This is a genomic window from Brachyspira sp., assembly GCF_029258575.1.
Lineage (GTDB): Bacteria > Spirochaetota > Brachyspiria > Brachyspirales > Brachyspiraceae > Brachyspira.
Genome location: NZ_JARHYI010000044.1, coordinates 33875 through 57023, shown reverse-complemented (window position 1 = coordinate 57023; position 23149 = coordinate 33875). Strand labels below are relative to the sequence as shown.

General features: G+C 25.4%; 23 protein-coding genes. 11 read left to right on the top strand and 12 right to left on the bottom strand.

Annotated features, from left to right (window positions below; genetic code table 11):
• Positions 1 to 17: 17 nt before the first annotated feature.
• Together Q1J76_RS03770 and ispG are read right to left on the bottom strand one after the other, a co-directional pair.
• Positions 18 to 1388, bottom strand: coding sequence for a tetratricopeptide repeat protein (locus Q1J76_RS03770; RefSeq protein ID WP_300367018.1), 1371 nt, complete (start codon positions 1386 to 1388; stop codon positions 18 to 20).
• Positions 1389 to 1680: 292 nt separating this feature from the next.
• Complete coding sequence (gene ispG, locus Q1J76_RS03765; RefSeq protein WP_300367015.1) at positions 1681 to 2739, bottom strand: flavodoxin-dependent (E)-4-hydroxy-3-methylbut-2-enyl-diphosphate synthase; 1059 nt, start codon at positions 2737 to 2739, stop codon at positions 1681 to 1683.
• Between the two features lie 199 nt (positions 2740 to 2938).
• Here ispG and thrC point away from each other — a divergent pair, with 199 nt between their 5' ends.
• The 3 genes from thrC to Q1J76_RS03750 all read left to right on the top strand — a co-directional run bounded on the left by thrC (position 2939) and on the right by Q1J76_RS03750 (position 5678).
• A complete protein-coding gene (thrC, locus tag Q1J76_RS03760; RefSeq protein WP_300367012.1) occupies positions 2939 to 3994 on the top strand; it encodes a threonine synthase in 1056 nt (351 codons plus the stop codon).
• A gap of 3 nt (positions 3995 to 3997) precedes the next feature.
• Positions 3998 to 4969, top strand: coding sequence for a homoserine kinase (gene thrB / locus Q1J76_RS03755; protein WP_300367008.1), 972 nt, complete (start codon positions 3998 to 4000; stop codon positions 4967 to 4969).
• 73 nt (positions 4970 to 5042) lie between these two features.
• The gene (locus tag Q1J76_RS03750) at positions 5043 to 5678 is read left to right on the top strand and encodes a Pr6Pr family membrane protein (protein ID WP_300367005.1); all 636 of its coding nucleotides are present in this window, start codon (positions 5043 to 5045) and stop codon (positions 5676 to 5678) included.
• A gap of 7 nt (positions 5679 to 5685) precedes the next feature.
• Here the strand turns inward: Q1J76_RS03750 and Q1J76_RS03745 are convergent, their stop codons facing one another.
• The 8 genes from Q1J76_RS03745 to Q1J76_RS03715 form a co-directional block, all read right to left on the bottom strand.
• On the bottom strand, positions 5686 to 6402 hold the full coding sequence (locus Q1J76_RS03745; RefSeq protein ID WP_300367002.1) for an ABC transporter permease: 717 nt from the start codon (positions 6400 to 6402) through the stop codon (positions 5686 to 5688).
• A 111-nt stretch (positions 6403 to 6513) separates the two neighbouring features.
• Complete coding sequence (locus Q1J76_RS03740; RefSeq protein ID WP_300366999.1) at positions 6514 to 7206, bottom strand: ABC transporter ATP-binding protein; 693 nt, start codon at positions 7204 to 7206, stop codon at positions 6514 to 6516.
• Positions 7207 to 7291: 85 nt separating this feature from the next.
• On the bottom strand, positions 7292 to 7426 hold the full coding sequence (locus Q1J76_RS12595) for a streptolysin S family TOMM toxin (protein ID WP_104618768.1): 135 nt from the start codon (positions 7424 to 7426) through the stop codon (positions 7292 to 7294).
• Between the two features lie 64 nt (positions 7427 to 7490).
• Positions 7491 to 8231 carry a hypothetical protein gene (locus tag Q1J76_RS03735; RefSeq protein ID WP_300366996.1) on the bottom strand — a complete coding sequence of 247 codons (741 nt, stop codon included), beginning with the start codon at positions 8229 to 8231 and terminating at the stop codon, positions 7491 to 7493.
• Positions 8228 to 8902, bottom strand: a complete 675-nt coding sequence (locus tag Q1J76_RS03730; RefSeq protein ID WP_300366993.1) for a CPBP family glutamic-type intramembrane protease — start codon at positions 8900 to 8902, stop codon at positions 8228 to 8230. Before Q1J76_RS03730 ends, Q1J76_RS03735 begins: the two co-directional genes overlap by 4 nt.
• Complete coding sequence (locus tag Q1J76_RS03725) at positions 8859 to 10205, bottom strand: YcaO-like family protein (RefSeq protein WP_300366990.1); 1347 nt, start codon at positions 10203 to 10205, stop codon at positions 8859 to 8861. Before Q1J76_RS03725 ends, Q1J76_RS03730 begins: the two co-directional genes overlap by 44 nt.
• A 49-nt stretch (positions 10206 to 10254) precedes the next feature.
• Positions 10255 to 11340 (bottom strand): streptolysin associated protein SagC, encoded by a 1086-nt coding sequence (locus tag Q1J76_RS03720; protein ID WP_300366987.1) that lies wholly within the window; start codon positions 11338 to 11340, stop codon positions 10255 to 10257.
• Positions 11341 to 11375: 35 nt separating this feature from the next.
• Entirely contained in the window at positions 11376 to 12386 is a 1011-nt protein-coding gene (locus tag Q1J76_RS03715) for a SagB family peptide dehydrogenase (protein WP_300366984.1), read from the bottom strand.
• Between the two features lie 199 nt (positions 12387 to 12585).
• Between Q1J76_RS03715 and Q1J76_RS03710 the strand changes: the two genes are divergently transcribed.
• On the top strand, positions 12586 to 14121 hold the full coding sequence (locus Q1J76_RS03710) for a bifunctional metallophosphatase/5'-nucleotidase (protein ID WP_300366981.1): 1536 nt from the start codon (positions 12586 to 12588) through the stop codon (positions 14119 to 14121).
• 186 nt (positions 14122 to 14307) lie between these two features.
• A complete protein-coding gene (locus Q1J76_RS03705; protein ID WP_300366978.1) occupies positions 14308 to 14796 on the top strand; it encodes an FtsB family cell division protein in 489 nt (162 codons plus the stop codon).
• 62 nt (positions 14797 to 14858) lie between these two features.
• Here the strand turns inward: Q1J76_RS03705 and Q1J76_RS03700 are convergent, their stop codons facing one another.
• Positions 14859 to 15461 carry a hypothetical protein gene (locus Q1J76_RS03700; protein WP_300366975.1) on the bottom strand — a complete coding sequence of 201 codons (603 nt, stop codon included), beginning with the start codon at positions 15459 to 15461 and terminating at the stop codon, positions 14859 to 14861.
• Position 15462: 1 nt separating this feature from the next.
• Positions 15463 to 16932: a CsgG/HfaB family protein gene (locus Q1J76_RS03695; protein ID WP_300366972.1), complete on the bottom strand. Its 1470-nt coding sequence runs from the start codon at positions 16930 to 16932 to the stop codon at positions 15463 to 15465.
• A gap of 161 nt (positions 16933 to 17093) precedes the next feature.
• On the opposite strand from Q1J76_RS03695, the gene Q1J76_RS03690 reads away from it, so the two are divergent.
• The 6 genes from Q1J76_RS03690 to Q1J76_RS03665 all read left to right on the top strand — a co-directional run bounded on the left by Q1J76_RS03690 (position 17094) and on the right by Q1J76_RS03665 (position 23130).
• Positions 17094 to 17534: a YbaB/EbfC family nucleoid-associated protein gene (locus Q1J76_RS03690; protein WP_300366969.1), complete on the top strand. Its 441-nt coding sequence runs from the start codon at positions 17094 to 17096 to the stop codon at positions 17532 to 17534.
• A gap of 5 nt (positions 17535 to 17539) precedes the next feature.
• Positions 17540 to 18145, top strand: a complete 606-nt coding sequence (gene recR, locus Q1J76_RS03685; protein ID WP_300366966.1) for a recombination mediator RecR — start codon at positions 17540 to 17542, stop codon at positions 18143 to 18145.
• A gap of 40 nt (positions 18146 to 18185) precedes the next feature.
• On the top strand, positions 18186 to 20207 hold the full coding sequence (locus tag Q1J76_RS03680; protein ID WP_300366963.1) for an alpha/beta hydrolase family protein: 2022 nt from the start codon (positions 18186 to 18188) through the stop codon (positions 20205 to 20207).
• 94 nt (positions 20208 to 20301) lie between these two features.
• Positions 20302 to 21918 carry a CTP synthase gene (gene pyrG, locus Q1J76_RS03675; RefSeq protein ID WP_300366960.1) on the top strand — a complete coding sequence of 539 codons (1617 nt, stop codon included), beginning with the start codon at positions 20302 to 20304 and terminating at the stop codon, positions 21916 to 21918.
• Between the two features lie 131 nt (positions 21919 to 22049).
• On the top strand, positions 22050 to 22382 hold the full coding sequence (locus Q1J76_RS03670) for a cupin domain-containing protein (RefSeq protein WP_300366957.1): 333 nt from the start codon (positions 22050 to 22052) through the stop codon (positions 22380 to 22382).
• Positions 22383 to 22557: 175 nt separating this feature from the next.
• Complete coding sequence (locus tag Q1J76_RS03665) at positions 22558 to 23130, top strand: hypothetical protein (protein WP_300366954.1); 573 nt, start codon at positions 22558 to 22560, stop codon at positions 23128 to 23130.
• Positions 23131 to 23149 lie beyond the last annotated feature (19 nt).

The window sequence follows — 23149 nt, the reverse complement described above, 5'->3', positions numbered from 1 at the left end:
TACCTTTTTTATTTATATCAAATGCCATACTCTGTAATATCCGTCATTATTTTTTTTATTCTTTTACTGTATTTACTGTATTCTATTTTCTCTTCTGAAGTATTAAGAGCCTGATTAAGATAGTATAATGCTTCATCTTTTAATTGATAATTCAAAAAAGATATATCGTATAATTCATATAATGAAATGCCTTTCAAATAACAATACAAAAAATCATTATCATTTTCTTTTATAGCTTCAATATATTCTAAAGCCCCATTGCATAATTTTAATGTAATATTAAAATCATTTTCATTTTTATAAATATTAGAGAGCCTTAAAAGATTTATTATCAAATTTGTATCAATATTATTATCAATTTTATTTATGCATATTTTTTTATAATATTCTGTTTTAATATAATTTTTGCAATTTTCATCAACTTTATAGAAATTCTTTAATGCATCCTTATAATTTTTATTATTAAATTTTAATTTGTCGTTATTATAATATCCTTCCGAAAAATCATTAATATCCTCATCAACTTCAATATCCAAAAATACTTTATCATTCCTATTCAAATGATGATTGCACCAAGCTATATAATGATCGCATTTTATTATATCCAAAGGCGAACTTATTTTTTTTCTTACAAATATTTTCTGAGCCTTTATAAAATCATTCAAAGCTTCATTATAGATTTTTAAATTGTATTTTAATTTAGCTCTATTATAATAACTTTCAGCATATGATGAGTTAATACTTATTGATTTGTTAAAATCTTCCATTGCTTCATCATATATTTTCAAATTATATTTTAAAAATCCTCTTAAATTATAAGCTTTATAATTATAATTATTTTTTTCTATAAAAGAATTATAATTTTCCATTATATCAATATAATCATATTTGACTTTTTCTTTATTGAATAACTCTATATATCTTGTTATATCAGAAGAAGTTTTTAATAGTAATGTATTTTTATCATAATAGGATAGTGGGTTTTTAATGAAATTTTTTATATGCTTTTTTATTATGAAGTTATTAGATATTTTATTTAAATAATTTATATCATCATTCATCAATACTTCTAATGTTTTTGTGTCTTTATTTTTAGATTTATAAATTTTTAATAATTTTTTGCATACCTTATATCTTATAATATAGGAAAGCATATAATATTTATTTAATTTTATAGTTTTTGAACAGTACTTTATAGAAAGTTTCAATTTATCTTCATCATCATTTTTTAAAAGCATTAAATATGAAAATAAAATATATACTTTATAATATTCATGTTCATTTTTTATTATATCTGTAAGAAGTTTCTCGGAGAGCAGGTATAATTTATTTTTGTAGGCTTCTTTAACATTAAATATTATATTTTGAATTTCTTTTTTATATATCATTTTAAATACCTTTTATTTTAAGATATTTAAAATGCATAATGCTCCTAGTATTATATATAATAGTAGGAATATAAATGATTTGAATTTTTAAATTATGCTGTATGCTGTATGCTGTATGCTGTATGCTGTATGCTGTATGCTGTATGCTGTATGCTGTATGCTGTATGCTGTATGCTCATAATTTTTTAAATACTTATCTCTAAGAGTAACATAATTTTATAATTTTTTCAATAATTTCTTAAATTCATAAATTTAATACATATTAAAAGAAGAAATTATATCAGCATGTAAATTAAAATTCTTCAATCTTCTTTGTGAGAAAAGTTATAATATCATCTTTAGCCACTTTTATAGGCTCATTTTCTTTTTCAAAAAAAATAAAATTTCCGTCTCCAGTTCCTGCAACCCCAAAATCAGCATGTCTTGCCTCACCTGGACCATTAACTACACAGCCCATAATAGCAATAGTAATGTTCTTTTTTATATTCTGAACATGCTTTTCTATATAGCTAGCTACATCTTCAACATCAACCTGACATCTTCCGCATGTAGGACATGATATTATTTCTATAGAAGGTTCATTTCTTATGCCTAAAAATTTAAGTAGCATTTTACCAGCCATTACTTCTTCTACAGGATCCCCAGTTATTGAGTATCTTATAGTATCTCCAATACCCTGCATTATCAAATATGATAAGGCACTTGTACTTTTTATTAATGAACTTCTTAAAGTACCTGCTTCTGTTACGCCTAAATGTATTGGATAATTAAACTTTTCTCTGAATAATGTATTAGCATCTATTGTAGTTTTTATGTCTGAAGATTTTAAAGAAACTTTTATATTGGTAAAATTCAAATCTTCCATTAATTTTATATGTTCAGCAGCACTTTTTACCATGTTTGCTGGAGTTACTTCTTTGTATACGCTTCTATCCAAACTTCCTCCATTTACTCCAACTCTTATAGTGAGATCTCTTTCTTTAGCTTCTTTTATAACTTCCTTTACTTTTTCTTTATCTTTTATATTTCCAGGGTTAAGTCTTAAAGAATCTATACCACTTTTCATACTCTCCAATGCTAATCTATAATCAAAATGTATATCCGCTATTAAAGGTACTTTAGTTTGTTTTTTTATTTCTTTTATTGACTTTGCCGCATCCATATCAAGTACAGCTAATCTTACTATATCAACGCCCGCATCTTCGAGAGATTTTATTTGATCAACTGTAGATTTTATATCTCTAGTATCTGTATTTGTCATAGATTGTATGCTTATAGGATTATTTCCTCCTATTAGAATATTTCCTATTTTTACGGTTTTTACTTTTTCTCTTATATTATTTATATTCATATTTGTTTCCTTACCATATTCATTATTTATAATTGATATAGTATAATACTATCATTTTCAAGCATTTTTGCAAATATTTAAAGTTTATTTATAATAACAAATATTCTATTATAATAAAGTCTTGAAAAATAATTCTTTATATTATATCCTATATCAAATACTATTGATAATAATTTTATAATCATTAAGGATTAATATTATGAAAGTATGGAAAGGACTTTTAAGAGAATATAGAGAATATCTTCCTATTACCGATAGAACCCCATTAATAACATTGCATGAGGGAAATACTCCTTTAATAAAAGCCGAAAAAATAGGAAAGGAACTTGGAGGCATAGAATTATATTTTAAATATGACGGACTTAATCCTACAGGTTCATTTAAAGACAGAGGTATGGTTATGGCAGTAGCTAAAGCACTTGAAGAAGGCTCTAAAGCTATAATGTGTGCCTCTACAGGAAATACATCTGCATCAGCTGCTGCTTATGCCTCTAGAAGTGGTATTCAATGTATAGTTGTTATACCAGATGGTAATATTGCTTTGGGAAAATTGGCTCAGGCTTTGATGTACGGTGCTAAAGTTATAGCTATTAAAGGAAATTTTGATGAGGCATTAAAGGCGGTTGTAGATATTACGAATAAATATCCTATTACATTGGTAAATTCAATTAATCCTTTCAGATTACAAGGACAAAAAACTTCTGCATTTGAAATTTGCGATGCATTAGGAAAATCTCCAGACTATTTGGCTATACCTGTAGGAAATGCTGGAAATATATCTGCATATTGGATGGGCTTTAAAGAGTATAAAGAAAATGGAAAAGTGTCTAATTTGCCTAAAATGATAGGGTTTGAGGCTGAAGGTTCTGCTGCTATTGTTCAAAATAGAATAATAGAAAATCCTCAAACTTTAGCTACAGCTATAAAAATAGGAAATCCTGCAAGCTGGAAATTAGCGGTTAATGCTGCAAATGAATCTAATGGTTTTATAGATTCTGTTACTGATGATGAAATATTAGAGGCTTATAAAATGCTTACAAGAGAAGAGGGTATATTTGCTGAGCCTGCATCTGCTGCCTCTTTAGCTGGTATTATCAAAACTTATAAAGCTGGAAAAATAAATAAAGGTGATACTGTGGTTGCTGTATTAACAGGAAATGGATTAAAAGATCCTGATAATGCTATAAAAATCTGTGATGCACCTATAAAAGTTGATAATAATATAGAAGAAATAAGAAAAGCTATAGGAATGTAATTTATGAATAAAGTTCAAAATAATAAAAAGAATAAAACTTCTATAATAAAAAATAAAAAATTAATCACTTTTAAAATACCTGCTACTTCTGCCAATATAGGTTCTTGTTTTGATAGTGTTGGTTTAGCTTTAGATTTATATAATGAAATACATATATATTCTAATGAAAATTCCAAAAAAATAGAGTTTGAAATAATAGGCGAAGGTGAGAATGAGATATCAAAAGATGATAATATGATACTCGATGCTATGAAATTGGTATATAAGAAGTTAAAATCAAAACCTGATAAGGGCTATACAATAAAATGTATAAATAGAATACCTCTTTCGAGGGGGCTTGGAAGTAGTTCTGCTGCTATAATAGGAGGACTTTTATCAGCTAATTATATATTAGGAAATAAACTTTCTATTGATTATGATATACTAAATATGTCTGTACAATTAGAGGGGCATCCAGACAATGTTTCTCCTGCAATATTAGGCGGTATAATATCTGGGGTAGTTATAAAAGATGAAGATTTTAAATATGTTAAAATTAATCCTTCTAAAAATTTAAAAGCCATTGTAGCCATTCCAAATTTTCATTTAAGTACGGAAGTAGCTAGAAATGCATTACCTAAAGAAATAAATTTTAAAGATGCTATATTCAATATTTCAAGAGCAGCACTTCTTACATCAGCTTTATCTTCAAATAGATTTGATTTACTTGAAGTAGCAACCGATGATAAATTGCATCAGGATTACAGAGCTAAATTTATACATGGTCTTAAAGATTTATTCAAACAGACAAAAAATGCAGGTGCTTATTCTGTTACCATAAGTGGTGCTGGTTCTTCTATACTTTCTTTGGTGAAAAATGATGAGGAAATAATTAAAAAAGTTTCTAATGCTATGAAAGAAAGTTTGGCTAAAAAGAAAATAAATACTGAAATAATGGTTTTGAATATACCTTCAAAAGGGATTATAATTAAGTAATTTTTATTTTATCTATATATTCTACTATTATATAGATAAATATTACTAGAAAATAAAACGTATAGAGATAAATATGATTAAGAAAAAAATTAATATTATATATAAAATGATTATAGTATTTATTGGTATTTTTGCAGTTATAAATGGTTTTTTTCCAAAGAATTTTAAATTCGATTTAGAGACAATATATTATTTTACATATCAGAGTAATATACTTGTAATAGTTTATTTCATTTTGGATATTATTAATATAATAAAAAAAGATGAAACATTCCATCCAAGATTTAAAGGTGCTGTTACAATGTCTATAACGGTTACATTTTTGGTTTATCATTTTCTATTAAGTCCTACTGCTACAAAATATGAAGGTTTGGAATATATGAGAAATATTATAGTTCATTATATTCTTCCTATTATGACTATTTTTGATTATATTATTTTTGATGTTAAGGGTATTTATAAAATTATGGATCCTTTGCTTTGGATGTTGATACCAATTGTTTATTTTGCTTTTATACTTATAAAGGCTAGGATAGGAGAGCCTTTTTCTAATGGAAGTTATTATCCTTACTTTTTTGTAGATATAGATAAATACGGATTAAAAATAGTATTGAGAAATGTATTATTTATAACTTTATTTTTCGCTATTTTAGGATACATAGAATATTTTATTGATAGATTTTTGAATAACTTTTTAAATAAAAAATAATTAGTAATTATTTATCTGCATATCTAAAAGTATTCACTGCAAGTATTAAAGCAAGTATTAAACATACGATAATTACTGCTATAGATATAAAATAATTATGAAAATCAAGATAAAATGCACTTCTAAAAGCATTCAAAAAATATTGAAAAATATTTAATTTACTCAAAATTTGTAGTATATTTGGAGCATTATATAATGAATAATATCCGTCACTTAAAAACATAGATGACATTAAAATTATATTGTATAGTATACTTGCTGTTTCATTATTTTTTACCAAACTTGAAACGAAGAAACTTATGAATATATAAAGTAAAGATGCTATTATTATAGCAGGTAAAAATAAAAGCACAGAAACAAAATAAAACTCTATTTTAAAAAATAAAGCACATACAAAAAATACAAATAAACAACTTATAATAGATATTATTACCCAAGCACATGATAAACTTATAATATATTTATATAATGGAAGGGGAGTAACTTTAAGCAAATTATAAACACCTCTTCTTCTTTGGCTTAAAACATTAAAACTTGTAGTCATAAAAGAATAAGCAAGTACACTAACACATGTCATAGCTGTAAGTATATGTATAGTATAACTTTCTGTTTTAAAAAAAAGCCCTAATGATATTATGATAATCATAGGAAAAAATATAGACCAAAATATAAGAAAAGGATCTCTTATAGCTTTTTTCATTGTAAGTTTAAATATTGTTTTCATAATTATTCTTTCTCATAATAATTTTTTATATATACTAAAAAATTATCAAGTTTATAACTTATTTAGAGTTTTTATAATATCAAGTTTAGTTTTTTATATAATATATTAAAATTAATAATTAGTAATATGTAGATAAATTTTTTCTAATTTATCAAAATTATATTTTTTTAGTAATTCTTCTTTATTTCCGTTTTCTAATATTTCTCCTTTATATAAAAATACTATTCTAGTTGCCATATCTTCAACCTCTTCTAAATCATGAGAAGTGAAAAGTATAGTTTTATTTTCTTTAGCCAAATTGTATATCATATTTTTTACATTGTATCTTTCTCTAGGATCCAAACTTGCTGTAGGTTCATCAAATATAAGTAAATCAGGGTTTTGCATAGTAGCTATCATTATAGCAAGTTTTTTTTGTTCTCCTCCAGAAAGTTTTATTGCAGGGGTATCAGCATTCAAAACATATTTATCAAGCATATTTTCTATTTCTTTATTATTAAATTTTATTCCATAAAGAGCAGAAAACATTAATATATTATCCTTTACACTATAACCTTCAAAGAAAGGAGTAGACTGTAACTGCACTCCTATATGTTTTTTATAATTATCTATATTTATTTTTAATTTTCCGCTATCTGGTTTTATTATTCCTAATAGTATATTTATAAGTGTAGTTTTACCAGAACCATTAGGACCTACAAGTGCTATGATTTCACCTTTATTTATATTGAAATTTATATTTTTTAATATTTGTTTTTTTTTAAATTTCTTATCTATATTTTCAGCACTAATTAATATTTCCATTGAATACAACTTTATTTATTATAATAACCCCGCTGCATCAATATTATCAATGCAGCAGGAACAACAATTATATTATAAATTGTTATTAATTGTTTGTTGTAGTTGTTACGTTAACGCAGCAAGAACAACAACAAGAGCAGCAACATCCTCCAGGAGTCAATACAACAGATTGGCTTTTTAGAGAACATGTTGTGCGTACCTTTGAAGAATATTTAATCATATTCACAACTCCTTTTGATGTTTTTATATTAAACTCTTAAAAGAGATTAATACCAATTTAATATTTAAGTATATCTTCTTATATTTTCAAATTGTCCGAAATAATACATAGTAAAAGCTATATTAGCCAATATAGGTGGTATTAAACTCCCGCTATATTCAAATGTAAGGCTATTCATAGTTATAACTATAAAACATGCCGAAGTAAATATTATAGCCTGCTTAATAGTATTTACTCTGAAAATTTCTTCTAATGAAAATAACATACCTACTATTAAAATAGTAAAAAATATATGATGATTATATAATTCACTTTTTACAGCGGAATATAAAACTCCATTAAAAAATAAGCATTTTATTATGCTTGCTAATATTATTAAAATCCATTTTGGATTGCTTCTAGATGAGTATAGCATATCCACAGACGGAACTAACAATATATTATTAAATACTATATTTGTTTTGATATTTTTATTAAATAAACTTAATACCGACATAATTATTTCAAAAGATGAAATGACGGCAAAAATATTAACAAAAATATAAATAATATATTCTTTATCTATATGTAAATATAATAAAATATTTTGTTTTTGCAAAAAACTTATCAATAAAGCAAAAATTATAATCAAAAGCCAATATATATAAGTGCTTACATAAACATAGATTTCATTATATTCTAATTTGGAATGATTCATTAATTTAAAACATATATTATTAATTATATTTTTATTTTCTGAAAATCTAATTATCATTCCAAGTACAATTGATATTACTGTATATATTATAATAGTGATAATAGTCAATGTAGCCTCTCTTTATTATTTGATGATAATATATATAAAATCATATTCTGAGAGAAATGCGTAATTGAAGAAGAGGTAATACTAAAAGAAGAATAAACAAATATCAATGAATATATTATACCTGTAATGAATTTCTGAATCACAGCATTAGTTCCAAAATATATATGATTTATTGAGTATATGAATGCTGAAATTATTATAACGATATAAATATTGATATTAAATATATTATATAAAATATTAAAAAATACCTGTCTGAAAATTATTTCTTCGCAAAAAGCCCCAGTAAATATTATTATAATATCAAAAAATATATTTTTCTTTTCCATGATTTTGTGAACTTCAATATTTTTTATCCAGAATTTATATTTTATAAAATGTGCTATTATAGCCTCTATTATTTCTAATCCTATACATAAAAAAGATATTATAAAAGATAAAGTAGCAAAATAAATACTTATATTAAAAGTAATATTTCCAATATATCCAGTAAAAAATGCTATTAATGAAAATAAAATATAACTTAAAGTATTAGGAAGTATATTATTAATTCTGCCTAAATTTAATTTTATAAATATTCCAATAAGACAAGTTGGAAAAGAAATAGAAATTAGTACAAGCAATGCACTAAGGTAATGGGTGTGGAAATTCACTATTAGAAATTCCTCCATTTTGAATTATTCTAGGATGCCTACTGTAAGGAAAAGCTGGCATTGACATTTGAACAAGCTCTGGAATATATACTCTTATAACATGCAGATTTTTTTCATATATTTCTGTAGGAGTGATATTCAAATAAACTGCATATTTTGAGATTTTATTAATACCTTTGAATAAATATTCTAAATCTTTATCAGTATCAATTTCAATATTTTTATATTTTTTTAAATGTACTTTTTCTTTAACTTTACTATTTATGAAATTTAATTTTTTATCTTTATTTTCTAAATTTGCCCAATAATTAACATTACTGTCAAGATTAAGATAATTTTTTTCTGATACAGTTTCTAAATAGTCAGCAGGCATAGATAAAGGACCATTAATGTTTAATGTTAATATAGCCAAAGCTTCCATAAATGCTCTGTATATTACTTTTTTAGGATTAAGACCAGAAGAAGCACCTACAACTATATAAGGAGATTTTCCGCTATTATTTATAAGCATTACATTAAAAACATAACCTAAATTATCATCTATAGTATAATCAAATACTCTAATAGTATAATCAACATCTTTCAAAATCAAATTCATAGCTTCATTTAGAGTATCATCATCAATAATAACTTCTTTTACTTTACTATTTGTATACCATTTTATCATACAAGCATCGCATTCTATAATTTCTGTTATAGATGATTTTAAAGCAAGAGGTATATTTTTATGACTTGCACTTCCCTTTGAAAATCCGCTTATAAATATTTTTTCTTTTTTATCTCTTCTTATAATATGCGATAAAAAGAAATTCTGTGCTGGTATATAATATTCCTTATCTTTATCAAATAATGAAGGAAGAAGAACCCAAGATAATACATCATCTTCATTAATATTTTCTAATATTCCAAGCCTATTTAATTTTTCACAATCATCATCACTGTATATTTTTATATATTCAAAAGGTATAACATTGTCAGGATATTTTTCTTTCAATTTATTGTAGGAAGTATATTTTAATTTATCTTCAAAATATAAATTAGAAGTAAATAAAGCATATCTTTCAATACCTTCTCCTAATAATCTTATAATAGCCTCATCTCTGTATATTCCATATCCAGAAAGATGATAATTCACTTCCGCATTATCACCAAGTAATATTTTATGATAATTAGGAAGCATTGCGGTGCATGTATTTATATTTTCAGAAATTACAGAATTCGCCTGCATTATAATGAGAGAATCTAAAATTCCTGTTTGATGTCCGCAAAGGGCATTATATTTATTTAAAACATTTTTATGACTTGGGTAATATTTTATCATATACTTTCCATTTTTATAATATAATAAATAATTTAAAATAATATTCAAATTATTTTACTATAATCTTATTTGAGAATTTTTCTATTATCTTCTTAGATGAAGTATACATTTCATTATATTTGGCTCTGCTTATATGTCCGCAAGCAGGGCAGAAAGGTACTCTTAATAAATCCTGAATTTGAATTTCTATAGAAGGCAGATAAACATTTATAACTCTTCCAGTAAGTTTGCATTTTCCTATAGTAGCAAATAAAAATGCTTCATATAATGCTAGAGAAGTAAAACTTTGAAGTATAGGTGTTATATATGTTTTTTTATTATTCATTTTAAGATTCATAGTTTGCTTCACAAATTTATTGTAAACAGATAAACTTTCATTTCTTGCAATCACTCTATTTTCAAAGCATTCATAACATGCAGTTTCTTTTCCTTTTATTGTTGTTAGGTTTAAAAAAGGTCCGTCTAATATAGATATAATTATAGGAATAGATTTATCTAGTAAAAGTCTGTTGATGTTTCTGAGTAAATTTAATCTAGGCTTTTCAACACTTACAACAATGCATGATATATCATCGAATAATTTTAATAACTCTTTTTGTTTTTCCATTGTTTCTATAGCATCTGTTGTATCTGTAAGATTAGCCTTTTCTATTTTTTTTATATCATCAGCATTCATCATATCAACATTCATATACATATCTTCGGATATTAATTTGGCATAATCTTTTAATCTTTTATTATCTGCTATAAACATTATTTTATTTTTTTTTACTTTACTTTCATCTGGTATATCATAAAAATATTCTCCTATCAATTCATAAATCATATTAGGCATATTATTTTCATCATATTCCAAAAATCTATTTCCTATGAGAGAAGAAATAATATCATCAAGCATATTAGTATTTTGTTCATTTAAAGAGAATTTTTTTACTATATCATCGAAAATTATATTCTTATCATCAAAAAGCTCTTTAAACAAAAATATTAATACCTCTTTCATAGTATCATCTAAATCATTAAGACCTAAAGTAGCCTCCTCAAAATTCCATATACCTTTTCTAAATCTAATTTCATCATCAGAATTAAAGAAAATTGTAACATTATCATAAAGTTTAATATTTTTTTTATTCATTATTCAACCCAATTATTTATATTTCTATTATTTTATCATTTTGAAATTAAAGTTAAATGCACAACATGATTTGTAATACCATCAATATCAAGAAGTTCTTCAGATTTAATCTTATTAAACCCTCCTATATCGCATGCTAAAATACCTCCTGCCGCTGCAGCAAGCTGTATATTTTGGGCTATTTCTCCCGTTTCTATCAAAGCAAATTGCAAACCCATATCTCCGTATTTTCTTGAGTTTTCATATATGCTATAAACATAATAAATTGATAATGCAGTTTTTTCCAAATCTATTTCCATACCAAAATTATTATCATTATAGTAATTTTCCAAATCTTTATCACTGAATAATTTTATTTTTTCAAGTGAATGTGTAAAAGGCATATATTTGTATATTCCTTTAGCGAGATTATTTATATTTAATGCTGCAATATAAAGATATATTGGATAAAGTCCTCCTCCTGAAGGTGCTGTTCTTAATTTTGATATATATTTATCTCCAAAAGTTATTGTACCATATTCTTCTTTATTTAATTTGAAGTCAAAATCTCCAGAAACACCATCTCCATAATACAGTAAAGTAGATAAATCATTCAATGTTAATGGCTTTCCTTTAAAATCTCTTCTGCTTCTTCTTGATCTTATAACAGAGCCTATAGGAGCATTAAGATTTTTATATTGCGGTAGTTTTACAGCATTTCCTTTTTTATGAACTTCTTCCTCCAATAATACTCTGCTACTCAAAGATGAATGTATAGGAAAAGAGGAATATCCTGTAACATTTAGCATAGTTGATATATCTGCCGAAGATTTTTTACAGTTCAAAAGATATTCTTCACTGATATTTCTATTTACTTCTGAATTCATTGCACCTCTATAGCTTGATTCTGAAGTTTTTATTCCTATTGTATCAGCATACATTGATATTGGTATATTTGAAGAGAAGTTTACTGTACTAAAAAGTAATGGAATTTCTCTTGATTCCAATTCTTCTTTTGTAACTTCTATTTTTTTTATTTTTTTATCATTTTTCTTTATAACAGCCATATTATAATCCATTATAAAACTATATTTGATAGTATTATTATAATACAATTTTTTATAAAAATAAAACTGTTAATTTTATATAAAGTTAAATTTTATTATTTTTACACTTCAAATACAAATTTTTCTTTTATGCTATTGTAAAAGAATAAAAAATTTTATATACTTTTAAAGTATCCTAACATTCTTATTGGAGTTTTGTATGATAAAAAAAATTATATTAATATTTATTCTAGTATTTTTATTTTCCTGTTCTCATTCAAATAAATCAGGAAATACAGGATCTCTTACTATAATACATATGAATGATACTCATGGCAGAGATGAAGAGGAAGAAATAATTAATAGAGATGTATCTCCTGCAGAAACAAATTATATGTACGGAGCTTCAAGAAGGGCTACATATATAAAGCAAGTTAAAGCTACAAATAAAAATGTATTGGTTCTTCATGCGGGAGACACTATTACAGGAAGTATATATTCAACAGTTTTTCAGGGCAGAGATGAGGTTGATATTATGAATATGATTGGAGTAGATGCTGCTGCTGTAGGTAATCATTTTATGGATTATGGGGTTGATAATTTTAATGAAATAATGAAAGAGAGAAAATTTCCAACGCTTTCTCTAAATATAAAAAATAAATCTGATAATAGCTATTATGCAATTCCATATATGGTAACAAATGTTAACGGACTTAATATTGCTATAATAGGCATAACTACTACCGATTCCGTTTATAATCCTAAATATGCTAAGGGGCTTATTTTTGAAGAAGAAATAAAATGCCTAAAAGACTTCATTGAAAAAACACCACTTAATAAAACAAATGATATAACAATACTTTTAAGTCATGTAGGATATGATAAAGATAAAGAAATTGCTGAAGCCATACCTAATACATTTGATATAATAATAGGCGGACATAGTCATACAGAATTGTATGAGGCTGATTTTGTAAAGGGTACTCCTATTGTTCAGGCTGGATATTACGGCAGATTTTTGGGAAATATTAATTTAGATGTTAATAATGGTGTAATGAGTAATTTTAATTATAAACTTATTCCAATGGACAGCTCAATAGAGCAGGATAAGGATATGCTTGCATTTATTGATGAAATGAAGGGAACTGTTGATAAAGAGTTTAATATACGCATTGGTACTTTGCCTATTGATTTGGCACATGATGGAATAAGGTCTAATTCTATGGCTATAGGTAATTTTGCATGCGATTTGGTTATAGATTCTTATGATAATGTTGATATTGTATTTATGAATTCAGGTGGACTTAGAACGCCTTTAAAAGAAGGGGATATAACTTTAGGAAATATACAAAATGAATTTTTTCCATTCGATAATGAAGTAATATTGGTAACATTAACAGGAAAAGATATTATTGATATGCTTAAAATATCTGGCAGGAAGAGAGGAGCTGGAGCATTTTTGCAATTATCAAGAGGGATGGAGGTAAAATATAATGCCGACGGTGAGTTATTAGAGTCTTCTTTAAATGGAGAGGCTATTGAGGAAAATAAAGATTATAGAGTCATTTTATCCAGTTTTATATTTTTAGGCGGAGATGGATATCAGGATAATAACGGCAATTCTATAGGAGAACGTGGCAAAAATATTGTTATGACTGGAAATGATATGAGAGATGCTATGATAGCGAAAATTAAAGAGCTTAATAATATACCAGAAAATTATATAGACAGTAAAGCTAGAGTTATATTTGAATGATTATTAGTATAGTGTATTAATATAGTGTATAATAATGCATTTAATGATGCATATTGTTAAAGCTGAGGCATACTGATTATTAAAATATGTAAATAATATCTTTATACAGTGTTATGTATATATATCTGTATTAATTTTAAAAAATTACTTCCGATAATTAGTTGTATATTTATTAAGGTTATAGTTATGTATTTTAATGTTAGAATTGGTTCTAAAATATTTTATAGTGTCATATTGCTTGGTATAGCTTTTATGATATATGTATTTGTTTTTAGTCCCAAAGGATTTCTTACATTAAATTCTCAAAAAGTAATTATTGAAAATAAAAAGAAAAAGCTTCAGGAACTTAATAGAAGAAAAATTCAAATATCAAGTAATATAGAAAGGCTTAAAACAGATAAAGAATATATTTTATCCTATGCTAAAACATTCGGATATTTAGATGAAACTAAAAATGAAAAGATTATAAAAATAATAAAAAATAATGAAGAGAGTGCAAATCTTTCCTTATCATCTTCTGTAAATATTAAAGAAAGTGATAATTATATTAATATCAAAGGTGCCTTAATATTAGCATTTATGATAGCTATGTGTTTTGTATCGTATATATTGCTAATCAATAAAAATTTACTTCCTAAATTAAAAAAGAAAAAGATAATTCCTTCAAGAAGCTAAATTTATAATCATATATTTTTTATATTCGCTTATAAATGAAAACTATAAAAAATAATATATTACTAGAGAGGATAATTTAAGGAGAATAGAAATCCTGCATCTTTATTTATAGGCTCATAGAAAGGCATAAAGTTAAAACTAAATCCATCATTTTTCTTTTTACCGTACACCCTCTGATAACTGTCATATGCTACAGCAGCACCACAAAATAGTCCTGCCGTTATTTCAAAGAGCATAGATGATACCCATAAACTTTTATATCTATTTCTTCCAGTGGTTGAAGGGGCTACATTACCATTTTCTATGGCATCTAATCCAAATACCAGATATGTTGCATATGTATATGAAAAGAATGCAGTTAAAATAAAAGTTACTTCAGTATATCTGAAAGGATTACTTTTATAAGGATTTTCAGGTATAACGGGAGTACTTACAACTCCATTTTGATTTATAATTTTATTTCCTTCTATACTGAAAAAGGAATTCATATTGTTTGTATCTATATTATATTCTGATTTTAATTGTTCATTTTTTTCTATTACTGTTTTTGGTTCTGCATTATTATTTTCATTAGTGCCGTATTCTTTTGCTATATCCGAAAAATAAAAAGCACCGAAAAAAGTGTTTGATATGATAAATAATATTATTATAATTTTTTTACTCATCTTATAATATGAAAAATGCTCCAAGTGTAAATTCTAATCCTGTAAGATTAACTGTTTTTATATTTTCTGGTAAAGAAATTTCATTACCTTCACTGAAAATACCTAAATTAATAGGATTCGTATAAAATCTATATCCTACTCCGAAATTTATTCCTATAGTATCTGTAACATTATATTGTAAAGATGCTAATGCTCCTATACCAAACATTATATCCCTTGAATCTATTTTAGCACCATTTTTTAAATAGATAAAATTATCAGTATAATAATTTCCTCCGTATATTTCACCTATAGTTGTAAATGATATTCCCATACCTATATACGGACTTATTATAAGTTTTAAAACTTCTTGATATAAGTTTATATTAATATCAAAATTAAATCTAGTATCTATAGCATAGCTAGATTTGAAAAAATCACCAAATAATAATCCTAAACTTAAATTTGGAGAAAATAATATACCATTATATCCCATTTTCACATGAATTCCTAATGCATATTCATTTTTATTTAATGATATTCTCATTTTTCCTTCATTTGGCTTTATACTGTTTTGATATGTTTTTTGAAATGGTGTTATATTGTATGAGGCATAATTCAATGCTATACCAAATCCGAAATCTCCTATAACAGTTTCCTTTGCTATATCTCCTACCTGTATATTTCTTCCTCTTGAAATACTGGCTATTAAATAATCATTATTAAGTTCTTTTATTCTAAGAGTTCCTTTATGTTTATATCCTCCGCTTATAACATTTCCTGAAGAGAGTATTATATCATCCTGTTTTGAATAAACTCTGAATCTTGTTTTTTTATTTATTCCCTGATTTCTCCCAACAAGTAAATATACTTTTCCGTCATATATATCAGATATTTTTAGAACTATTTTAAATGTATCTCTCATCTTATTTTCTACTTTATATGCTAAATTATTGCATGCATCATTTATAAGACTTTCTCTTAGAGAATTAGAAGGGTAACTTGTAGTGCTGTAATAACTTGTTCCTCTTAATTTTGAAGAATATAATATTTTAGTAGTTTCCACATCTACTATTTGAAGCACCATTTCTATTTCAGCAAATAAACTTATAGTTTCATCATCATTATATTCAACAGTAACATTTGCAGATACTATTTTTCCTGTTAAAGCTTTTGAATATCCGTATATTTTACCAACTTCAATCAGTTGTTTATCGGTAATACCTGCCAATTGAAGCTCCATTTCTTTTAAATATTTATCTAGGTTTTGCCTGTCTACTATATTGAATCTATTCATTTTTGTTAATGAATGTTCTATTAATGCTGTCATTTTTTTTCCTATACCTTTAGAATAGTCTCTTGAGTCATCTAGTATTTCAAAGACAGCTATATTTTCTTTCTCATATCTTTCTCCTATTTCTGTTCTTACTTGCTTAGAAAGAAGAATAGACGGGAATATGAGTATTATAAATATAATTTTTTTTATAATCATTTTATGCAGTTTTACCTGATATAAATATAATTTACAAAGCATATGTTATATTATTTGAAAATAAAGTCAAATTTATATTATTATTAATTTTTATTGAAAATTATAAAAAAGAATATATATTATATAGTAATAATATTAATAAAGATAAGGAGTATATATTTATGAGTGAAAACAGTATAAGGTACAATTCAGCAGGTAATTTAGTAAGTTTAACTATGAATAAATCATATAATATAACAAGTTTTAGTATAGATGAAAGTCTTTTATTAAAGGATCAAAAAGAATTATTAGAAGAGATGATAAGTTCAAGTGTAAATGAAGCGGTTTCAAAAGTATCTGAATTAAGAAAAAAATTGGAAGAAGAAGATTCTGATGATAATGATAATAAAGAAAAATTTAGTAGGCAGCCTAATTTATTCAATATGAATTTCAATGATATGAATCAAATGTTTAGTGATATAAGTAAAATGACTTCTGTAGAATATAAAGACGGTAAAATAAATATTTCTTTGGATTCTATAACTCCTGATATGATAACAAAGATGAATGATATTATGAACAATATGAATAAAAATAATGATGATGATAAGAATAAGGAATAATTATTTTGAATAATATACAATCTTTGGATAGGCTTATACAAATTATATCAAGATTGCCAGGTATAGGTGGAAGAAGTGCTATGCGTCTTGCTTTATATTTATTTGACTGCGATGATGAATATTTGAAAGAATTTTCTGAAGTTTTATTATCATTGCATAGAGATATAAAATTATTCAAAGAATGCTATAGTTTGAGCGATAATGATATTTGTTATATATGCAGTAATGATAGAAGAGAGCATAATAAAATATGTATTGTAGAGTCTTATCCTGATATGCTTGCTATAGAAAAGACTGAAGAATATAGTGGAGTTTATCATATATTGGGAGGACTTATAGCACCTATTAAAGGTATTGGGATAAGCGATATAAGAATAAAAGAGCTTATAGAAAGGGTAAATAAAAATAGTATAGATGAAATAATGATAGCATTCAGTGCATCTTTGGAAGCGGACACTACTGCATCATATATTTATAAAACTTTAAAAGATAATCATTTTAATGGGAAGGTAACGCGTATTACTTATGGTATTTCTTTGGCAAGTGATATAGAAAATGCTGATTCTAGATCTTTGGCTAGAAGTATTTTAGATAGAGTTGAGATGAATTAGAATATTATCTTTATATTTATAGGTTTGTTTAATTTTATTTATGGAAAGTTTATACATTAAAGATTTTTTGAATTTTAATTTTTTATCTAATATAGAATTATCTAATAATAATTTACTTTTTATTAAAAGCCATCAGAATTATGAGAATAATAATTATATTTCAGATGCTTTTATTTATAATACTCAAAAAAATAAAACTTATAAACTCACTTCAGTAAAAGATGCTTCTCTCGTTTCTTGGCTTAATGATGATACCGTAATATTTAAATCATCATTAAGAGATGAAGAATTGAAAAGCAAAAAAGATGAGGAGTTTATTGATTATTCTCTATTTTATTCCATCAATATTAATGGAGGAGAGGCAGAAAGTTTATTTAATATTGAGCTTGAAGTTATAGATTTATATGCAATAGATGAAGATAATTTTTTAATAAAAGCAGTTTATGATATTGAAAGAGAGAAAAAGAGAAAAGAAGATAATTATTTGGAATGGGCTAAAGAAGAAATTGATTATGAAGTATTTGATGAAATTCCTTTTTGGATTAATAATATTGGTGTAACAAATAAAAAGAGAGACAGACTTTATCATTATAATAAAAAAGAAAATAAATTAACTGCTATTACAGATGAATACAGCAATGTTCATTCTTTTAAATATAAAGATCATAAGGTATTATGCATTATAAACTCTTTTACAGATAAATCTCTTACAACTTCAGAACTTCGTTTGTATTATATAAAAGATATTAATAATAAAGATGTTAATAAGAAAAAAGAAGAAAAAATTATTATAGATTCAAATAAATATGCCATATATTTTGCTGATTTTATAATTGATAATGATAATAAAGAAAAAATTATCACAGTAATGACAGACATGCAAAAATATGGCTTGAATGAGAATGGCAGTTTTTATTTGATAGATGAAAGTAATAATATTAATCTTTTATATCATTATGACAATGGTATTGGAAATATGATAGGCACTGACTGTTCTTTCGGAGGCGGTAAGGATATAAGAGTTTATAAAGATAAAATATATTTTGTAGGCACAGAAAATGAAAATGCTCATATAAAGTATTTGGATTTAAATGGAAATATAAAAAATATAACTAATAAACAAGGTGCTGTTAATTATTTTGATATTTCTAATGATGATAACATATACTTTATAGGTTTTAGAGATTTAAAACTTGAGGAAATATATTGTATTAATAATGGTTTGGAAAATCAATTAACTTATTTCAATGAAGATATTTTAAAAGATAAGAAATTATCAATACCAGAAAAAATTTCATTCAAAACAAATAATGATTTTGAAATAGACGGCTGGGTATTAAATCCTATAGATTATGATGAAAATAAAAAATATCCTGCAATACTTGATATACATGGCGGTCCGAAAACTGCTTATGGTGAAATATTTTTTAATGAAATGCAGGTTTGGGCTAATATGGGATATTTTGTATTTTTCTGCAATCCTAGAGGAAGCGAAGGTAAGGGAAATGCTTTTGCTGATATAAGAGGAATATACGGAACTATAGATTATGAAGATATAATGAAGTTTACTGATATTGTTATCGAGAAATACTCTAATATAGATAAAAGCAGATTAGGTGTTACTGGAGGCTCTTACGGCGGATTTATGGTTAATTGGATAATAGGGCATACTGACAGATTCAAATGTGCAGCCTCTCAACGTTCTATATCAAATTGGATAGATGATTTCGGAACTACAGATATAGGTTATTATTTCAATCCTGATGAATTGGGAGGAGATGTTTGGAACAGCTTTGAAAAATTATGGGAAGAGTCTCCTTTAAAATATGCTAATAATGCAAAGACTCCTACATTATTTATACATAGCGAAGAAGATTACAGATGCTATCAGAGTCAGGCATTTCAAATGTTTACTGCTTTAAAATATTATGGGGTTGAAGCTAGAGTTTGTTTATTTAAAGGTGAAAATCATGAACTTTCAAGAAGCGGAAAGCCTAAACATCGATTAAGAAGATTAAAAGAAATTACATATTGGTTTGAAAAATACTTGAAATTAACATAATAATAAAATTCGCTTGATTTAATGCTGATTTATGATAATGTTAATAAGTTCGATAATAAATAAAAAAATAAAAAATTAATTAATTGAGGATTGTATGAATACTAAATATATATTTGTAACAGGCGGAGTTGTATCTGGATTAGGAAAGGGAATAACAGCATCTTCACTAGGAAGACTTTTAAAGGCTAGAGGATTAAGTGTAACTATACAGAAATTTGATCCTTATATAAATTTGGATCCTGGTACTATGAGTCCTTTCCAGCATGGAGAAGTTTTTGTTACCGATGATGGGGCAGAAACAGATTTGGATATAGGACATTATGAGAGATTTATCGATGAGAATTTAAATAAATTCAGTAATGTTACAACTGGTAAAATATATCAGCATGTTATAAATATGGAGAGAGAAGGTAAATATTTGGGTGAAACTGTTCAGGTTATACCTCATATTACCAATGAAATAAAGAGAAGAATATACAGAGAAAGCGATACAAAAAAAACTGATATAGTAATAACAGAAATAGGCGGTACTATAGGGGATATAGAATCTTTACCTTATATTGAAGCTATAAGACAGATAAAAACAGAATTGGGTCAGGATAATGTTTTATATATACATGTAACATTGATACCTTTTATCAGTTCATCTGAAGAGATAAAAACAAAACCAACTCAGCATAGCGTAAAAGAACTTATGCAAAGCGGTATTATACCTGATATATTGGTATGCAGAACAAGCAAGCATTTACAGGAATCGCATAAAGCTAAAATAGCATTATTTTGTAATCTTCCTAAAGAGAATGTATTTGAGAATTTTGATGAGCCTAATATATATGCCGTTCCTTTGATGTTAGAATCTCAGGGACTTTCTGATGTGGTATGCAGGCATTTTAAATTACAGACTGTGAAAATAGATTTAACTGATTGGACTGATTTGATATGCAAGCAGAAAAATATATCAATAAAAAATGAAAAGGTAAGAATAGCTATAGTAGGAAAATATATAACTATGAAAGATGCTTATATCTCTTTGATAGAGGCTTTAAATCATGGCGGTATATACAATGATATTAATGTAGATATAGAATGGATTTCAGCAGAAGATTTAGAAAATAAAGATGATATATCATATTATTTCAAAGATATTCATGGACTTGTAATACCGGGCGGATTCGGAGAGAGAGGAGTTGAGGGTAAAATACAGGCTATAAAATATGCAAGAGAAAACAAAATGCCTTATTTAGGAATATGTTTAGGGATGCAGCTTATGAGCGTTGAGTTTGCAAGAAATGTATTGAAATTGGAAGATGCTAATACTTTGGAAGTAAAAGAAGATGCTAAAAATCCTATAATTACTCTTATGGAAGAACAGAAAAAGAGTATATTAAAAGGGGGAACTATGAGATTAGGTGCTTTTGAATGTGATATAAAGCAGGGAAGTTTAGCACATAAATTATATGATAAAACAACTATAAGCGAAAGACATAGACATAGATATGAATTCAATAATGAATATATAGATGTTATGGAAAAAGCAGGCTTTATCATAACAGGAAAAATGAAAAATGCTAATTTAGCTGAAATTGCTGAAATAAAATCCCATCCTTTTATGATAGGCGTTCAATTTCACCCTGAATTAAAATCAAGAATCACAAATCCTCATCCATTATTCGTAGGATTTATAGAGTCTGCTAAAAATCTTAAAAAATAAATAATCATTATTAAGCCTTAATTTTGCAAAAAAGATATTTTTTATAAAAAAATATCTTTTTGTTGCTGCAGCAACAGATTTTTATTCGTATAAGTTAGATAATAAAAACAAATAAATTATTAAGGTTGAATATGGAAAATTATATTAATAATGTAGAGCATAAAAAAATATTTTCATTAAAAGATTTGATAGGAATTAAAGATATATCTGCCTTATCATTGGTTGATAGAAAAAGTTTAGTGATGAAGATAATATCAGTTGATAAGAATAAAGAAATTCCTACACATACAAGTACAGGCGATGTTTTGGTTACTGTAATAGAAGGTAAATCAAAAATAACAATAGAAGATACTGTATTTGAATTGTCTTTAGGGGAATCTGTTTTAATTCCAAAAAATGCTCCTCATTCATTAAATGCTGAAGAGGCATTTAAGTTATTAGTTATACAAGTCAAATCTGAGTAACCCTAATGTAGTATGAGATAGTACCTATATTATCTCATACTATCTTTTTATTTCAAATAAAAAATAATCTCTATAATCTTTTATTTTATATAAAAAATGTTATAAATAGTTATTCACATTTAATAAAAATAATATATGATTATAAATCAAATATATTATTTTAGGAATTTATATTATGGGAAAGATAAAAAATGTTTTTACAATGGCTACTTTATACTTAATTAAAAATTTATTAAATTTTTCTTCAAGATTACTGCCTGTATTTATAATAATTATATCATTATTGAAATTATCAAAAGTTTTAATTGATTTAAGTTGGTATTTAGTTTTAAGTATATTATTAATAGAAATTATACTTGTTGTTATATCTTTAATTTTTGATTCAGTATTTTTCAAAAATAAAAAAACTTCTTATAATAACAAAGAAAATCAGAGTAATGCAGTTTCAGAAAATGTAGAAAAGAAATTCCCTGTATTAAATATAACAGTAGTATTTTTTGCATTTTTAGGAATAATATTTGTAATATTAAAATTATTCAAAGCTATTGCTTGGAGTTGGGTATGGGTTCTTTCTCCATTGTGGCTTTCTACTGCATTGGTACTTTTTATATTACTTATATGTATAATAGTATTTATAATATCAGTATTTAGTAAGAAAGGTGATAGTGCCAATATAGAAGAAAACATTTCTGAGTCATCTACTTCATCTGAATCGGAAAATAATATAAATACTAATAAAACAGAATAATTAAATTAATAAAAGGAAT

Bases quoted from the DNA above. Each gene is read 5' to 3' on its own strand.
- Q1J76_RS03670 (WP_300366957.1), top strand. From the start codon at position 22,050: ATGGAAAATTATATTAATAATGTAGAGCATAAAAAAATATTTTCATTA.
- ispG (WP_300367015.1), bottom strand. From the start codon at position 2,739: ATGAATATAAATAATATAAGAGAAAAAGTAAAAACCGTAAAAATAGGA.
- Q1J76_RS03695 (WP_300366972.1), bottom strand. From the start codon at position 16,932: ATGATTATAAAAAAAATTATATTTATAATACTCATATTCCCGTCTATT.
- Q1J76_RS03690 (WP_300366969.1), top strand. From the start codon at position 17,094: ATGAGTGAAAACAGTATAAGGTACAATTCAGCAGGTAATTTAGTAAGT.
- Q1J76_RS03705 (WP_300366978.1), top strand. From the start codon at position 14,308: ATGTATTTTAATGTTAGAATTGGTTCTAAAATATTTTATAGTGTCATA.
- Q1J76_RS03730 (WP_300366993.1), bottom strand. From the start codon at position 8,902: ATGGAGGAATTTCTAATAGTGAATTTCCACACCCATTACCTTAGTGCA.
- Q1J76_RS03770 (WP_300367018.1), bottom strand. From the start codon at position 1,388: ATGATATATAAAAAAGAAATTCAAAATATAATATTTAATGTTAAAGAA.
- Q1J76_RS03750 (WP_300367005.1), top strand. From the start codon at position 5,043: ATGATTAAGAAAAAAATTAATATTATATATAAAATGATTATAGTATTT.
- Q1J76_RS03680 (WP_300366963.1), top strand. From the start codon at position 18,186: ATGGAAAGTTTATACATTAAAGATTTTTTGAATTTTAATTTTTTATCT.
- Q1J76_RS03710 (WP_300366981.1), top strand. From the start codon at position 12,586: ATGATAAAAAAAATTATATTAATATTTATTCTAGTATTTTTATTTTCC.
- Q1J76_RS03740 (WP_300366999.1), bottom strand. From the start codon at position 7,206: ATGGAAATATTAATTAGTGCTGAAAATATAGATAAGAAATTTAAAAAA.
- thrB (WP_300367008.1), top strand. From the start codon at position 3,998: ATGAATAAAGTTCAAAATAATAAAAAGAATAAAACTTCTATAATAAAA.
- Q1J76_RS03720 (WP_300366987.1), bottom strand. From the start codon at position 11,340: ATGAATAAAAAAAATATTAAACTTTATGATAATGTTACAATTTTCTTT.
- Q1J76_RS03715 (WP_300366984.1), bottom strand. From the start codon at position 12,386: ATGGCTGTTATAAAGAAAAATGATAAAAAAATAAAAAAAATAGAAGTT.
- Q1J76_RS03725 (WP_300366990.1), bottom strand. From the start codon at position 10,205: ATGATAAAATATTACCCAAGTCATAAAAATGTTTTAAATAAATATAAT.
- thrC (WP_300367012.1), top strand. From the start codon at position 2,939: ATGAAAGTATGGAAAGGACTTTTAAGAGAATATAGAGAATATCTTCCT.
- pyrG (WP_300366960.1), top strand. From the start codon at position 20,302: ATGAATACTAAATATATATTTGTAACAGGCGGAGTTGTATCTGGATTA.
- Q1J76_RS03665 (WP_300366954.1), top strand. From the start codon at position 22,558: ATGGGAAAGATAAAAAATGTTTTTACAATGGCTACTTTATACTTAATT.
- Q1J76_RS12595 (WP_104618768.1), bottom strand. From the start codon at position 7,426: ATGATTAAATATTCTTCAAAGGTACGCACAACATGTTCTCTAAAAAGC.
- Q1J76_RS03700 (WP_300366975.1), bottom strand. From the start codon at position 15,461: ATGAGTAAAAAAATTATAATAATATTATTTATCATATCAAACACTTTT.
- Q1J76_RS03745 (WP_300367002.1), bottom strand. From the start codon at position 6,402: ATGAAAACAATATTTAAACTTACAATGAAAAAAGCTATAAGAGATCCT.